Genomic DNA, 4,028 nt, shown 5'->3' with positions numbered 1-4,028 from the left:
AAAGGCCTCGGCCACGATGGTGGCATAGGGCAGCACGGTCGAGGACCCCGCCACCTGCACATTGTCCCGCGCCAGCGCAAGGCCGGTCGAGGTGGCAAGAACCGCCGTGGCGGTAAGGGTGAGTTTGAACACGGTCATGTCGCAGCAATCTCCATCATCTGCCCGCCCTGCCCCGTACGGACAAGGCCTGCCGTCCTGCTAGACGTCCCGTGTAACGTCAGGGCGAAGGCTGGATGACAGTTCCATGACAGGCCCGCCCCATGGCGCAGCTCTCGCGCGGTCCCGGCGGGCCGGGACTAGAGATCGTACATCACATTGATGCGCGCGACATATTTCGGGACGTTCCCCAGCAGCCGGTCCCCCGCATGAAGGACCGTGTCGCGGTTGGACCCGTGCCGGAAGAACAGCGCGCGGCCCGTCCGCGGCGTGACCGAGGCGCGCAATTCGCCCTGATCGTAAAGCGTGGTGCTGCCGCCCTGCAGGCCATCCTCTGCACCGTTCATATAAAGCAGCATCGTCAGCATCGAATGCGTGCCCGACCACTGCGCCATCCGCTGACCGTCTTGCGAGAGGCCGAAGCCGGGCCAGTCGCCGTCGATATGCAGGTTGAACTCGTCACCGCGGTCGTAGCGGTAGGTGTTGATCCGGTGGCTCAGCGCGGGCGTCAGCCTGCGACCGTCCAGCTCCTGCGGAAGCAACGGCGCGATGCGCCGGAACAGCTCGTCCATCACCGCGGCGGGCGCGATCCAGTGCACCGTCTTGTTGCGCCGCATGCCGGGCGGCGTGTTGATCCCGGGTGCCGCGTCGCGAAAGCCCAGCGTCTCGGTCACGGCGATCAGACGCCCGCATTCCTCGCGGGTGAGGACATTCTCGATGACAAAGGCAAGCTTGCCGCCCAGATCGATCTCGTCCCGCGTCGCGACGGGCGCATCCTCGCGCCGCAGCAGATCGGGCAGGTCGACGGCATGGATCGGCGTGCCCTCCTCGAAGCCCCCCTCGGGCAGGGTGCCGGTCAGACGGGCGACAACCCGCGTGCGATCAAGGACAGGACTGGACATGCGACACCCCGCGTTTTGCAGGCTGATCGCACGGACAGGCGGAATTGGCAAGAAAATATTACCAATATGGCAATACCCCCTTTCGGGCCGCGCCGCCCGGACCACATCAAGCCTTGTCCTTGCGGCGCAAGACCAGGGACGCGACAATCCCGACAGGGCGGCAAAAATGAAATGCCCCGCCACGGGGCGGGGCATTTGCTGTCTTCTATTCGCGCCTCAGAAGCGCAGGTTCAACATCTGCCCGATGGACAATTCGCCCTGCTCGCTCATGCCCATGGTGGACACGATTGCTCCCGACCCGTTCGCAATCTCCTGACTGCGCTCGACAGAGAAGGTCAGAGCATCACGGTCCTCGCTGCTTTCGAAGTCGATCAGCGCGGCATAGTCCAGACCGGCCCCGCCGATGGCATTCAGGCTGAGATAGCCGCCGAAGCCGCAATTATCCGCCTGCCCGCCCCCGAGCGAGAAGTCGCAGAACAGGCGCGGCGCCGCCTCGATCTCGAAGCCGTCGGCATCCGCCGCATCGTCGAGATTCGAGAAGATGATCTCGGCCGTCGCACGCGCACCTTCGTAATCGGCCAGCTTGATCGTCCCGATCTCGGTCCGGCCCAACTGGCGGGCAACGACGTTCACATCACCTGCCGCCGCATAGGCGACGTCGATGGCCAGACGCGGTGCGATCTCCATCTTGCCCGACGTGACCGATCCCGACAGAGCCAACCCGCCGAAACCTGCGAGATAGGTGTAATCCCCCGTCGCCGAGATCGGATCGCGCGCGCCGAAGGCAAGGTCGAAGCTGTGGCGTCCGGCCGCCACGGCAAGGTAGTGGTCAAGGTACAGGCTCGACGACAGCCGGTCCGCACCATAGATGCCGGCATTCAGGCCAAAGCCCAGAACGCTGCCCTCGCCACGGCCCGAAATCTGGTTCGAGCTGACATAGCCACCCCAGAACCTGCCGCGCACGCTGTCCTCGTCGGCAAAGCGCTCGCGCTGGATCGAGAAAGCCCCGGCAATCTGCTGGCCCATGCCTTCGATGGTGGAACTGGTCACATCCGCCGTCACGATCCGGCGCACACCCGTCACACAGTCGACGGTTTCCCCTTCGACGGTGATATTGGCATTCAGCGTACCACCCTCGGTCGAGGCGCTGCCATCGGCGTCCAGCGGCGTGACGGTGCCACATTCATCCGACTGCCCCTCCTTCAGCCGGTCCAGCGCACTTTTCGCCATACGGCTGAAGCGGGCGGCCTGCATCTGAATGGTCTGGCGCAGATCGGCCTCGAGGATATCGCGCAGATCCTCCTCGATCTGGTCGATCAGGCCGAAGGTCACGACGGTGGGCGTGCCGTTGTTGATGCCCGGCGTGGCGTTGCCCGTGGCAGAGCTTTCGACCGAGAAAACGCTGTCAGGCGATTCCGCTGTTGCGACGGCGGTATTGTTCACCAAACCGGCGGCAAGATCGGCCTGCGTGACGGTATGGCTCGCGACATAGGCGAGCGTTTCACCCGGATCGAGAACATCGGTATCCTCGTACAGGTCGGTACCGCCATCGATCAGCTGCACTTCGTCCAAGGTCAGCGCATCATTCACTGACACATTGGTCAGGGTCACCGCGCCGGTGTTTTCCACCGTGATCAGATAATCGATGACATCGCCCACCTGCACCGGCTTTTGCAGACCGGAGGTATCAGCGGTTTTGGTCACGGTCATTTCTTCCGCGCCCAGAACGGTCACGGTCGGAGAGCCATTCCCCGCACCGGGAACCGAGTTTCCGGCCGTGCTGGAATCCACCGTCGCGCCCGGACCGACCGGGTTCGGGTCATCAGCAATTGTGTTGGTATTCAGGTCGACCGGATTGTCGTCATTTATCCCGTTCAGGTTTTGGTCGAAGAACGACCCGGCAGCCGTCGCCGTGGCGAGGTTCGAGAACGACGTCGCACCGGGGTAATCAGAGACCAACACGTCGATCGTATAGGTCAGGGATCCGCCGGGTGCCAGAACGTCCCACACACCGTCGCCTGCAGCCGCATCGACCGAGCCCGTACCAGTCGCCACGGGTTCGCCTTCGTCCAGCGCCACAGGCGCGCCCGGCACGTTGGCGACCGAGACGGTAAGGAGGTCGTTGAGAGCGATACCGGTAAGGCTTACCGGGTCTGTGCCGGTCGTCGTGTTCGTAACCGTGATCGTGTAGGAAAGCGTTCCGGGAACCGAGTCATCGACCGTCTTCTGCACGGTCAGAGAGGGCGTCCCGGCGGGCGGTGCCAACAGCGAGTTTAGGTCCGCAAGCAAGGTCTTGGCGGTCGCGGCGTTGCCCGAAATTTCGGGATCAAGGTCAGTCAACTGACCCTCGTTGCGGATCGGATGGTCGAGGAAGATATTGGTGCCCGCATCCGTCGCAGTGGCGCCAAGGACCGTGAACAGAATGGTGTTCCCCGCATCGACGATGGGCGTCGTGATGGACGGCGGCGGCACGATGCCAAAGCCCGTGACATTGCCATTCTGCGTTGTCCGCCAGTTGATGATGGCGTCGCGGATGATGATTTCGGAGGCACCGATCGGCTTGATGATCAGGTCGACCTTCAGGTCGTTACCCTGAAGCGCAAACGTGGTCGCTGTTCCCGGCTGGGTGATTTCGACATAATCGATCAGCAGGGGATCAGGGAAAACCCGCTTCCCCGCCAAAACGTTTGTATTCTGGCCGACATCCCCAAACGCGCCATCCTCGAACCGGACAGTCGGACCGGCATTTGCCACTCCGGCCATCGACAGCAGCACTGACAATGCCGCCCCTAATTTCCACTTCATTGTGCAGCTCCGTATTCACAACTGGGTGAACCTCTAGCTGTGAATTCTCGGGAGGTTGTTCACCCGAAGCGGGGTTAGGCTGCAATCGCCAAACTCCAGCCGAGGATTCCGCAGGATGAACAACCCGCACCAAGGTGCCCGCCTTACCGTCTACAGTCGAGAGCA

General features: G+C 63.0%; 2 protein-coding genes and 1 pseudogene. All 3 read right to left on the bottom strand.

Annotated elements, in window-relative coordinates:
- A pseudogene (locus GU927_RS20335) lies at positions 1–138 on the bottom strand (phosphonate ABC transporter substrate-binding protein); the annotation flags it as partial.
- 158 nt (positions 139–296) lie between these two features.
- Entirely contained in the window at positions 297–1,058 is a 762-nt protein-coding gene (locus GU927_RS20330; RefSeq protein ID WP_161764229.1) for a 2OG-Fe(II) oxygenase, read from the bottom strand.
- 216 nt (positions 1,059–1,274) lie between these two features.
- Positions 1,275–3,863 carry a DUF7507 domain-containing protein gene (locus GU927_RS20325; protein ID WP_161764228.1) on the bottom strand — a complete coding sequence of 863 codons (2,589 nt, stop codon included), beginning with the start codon at positions 3,861–3,863 and terminating at the stop codon, positions 1,275–1,277.
- Positions 3,864–4,028 lie beyond the last annotated feature (165 nt).

This window comes from Paragemmobacter amnigenus (assembly GCF_009908265.2).
GTDB lineage: Bacteria > Pseudomonadota > Alphaproteobacteria > Rhodobacterales > Rhodobacteraceae > Paragemmobacter > Paragemmobacter amnigenus.
This window is presented reverse-complemented; position numbering and strand designations above follow the sequence as displayed.

Coding starts and splice junctions, on each gene's coding strand:
- GU927_RS20330 (WP_161764229.1), bottom strand. CDS start 1,058: ATGTCCAGTCCTGTCCTTGATCGCACGCGGGTTGTCGCCCGTCTGACC.
- GU927_RS20325 (WP_161764228.1), bottom strand. CDS start 3,863: ATGAAGTGGAAATTAGGGGCGGCATTGTCAGTGCTGCTGTCGATGGCC.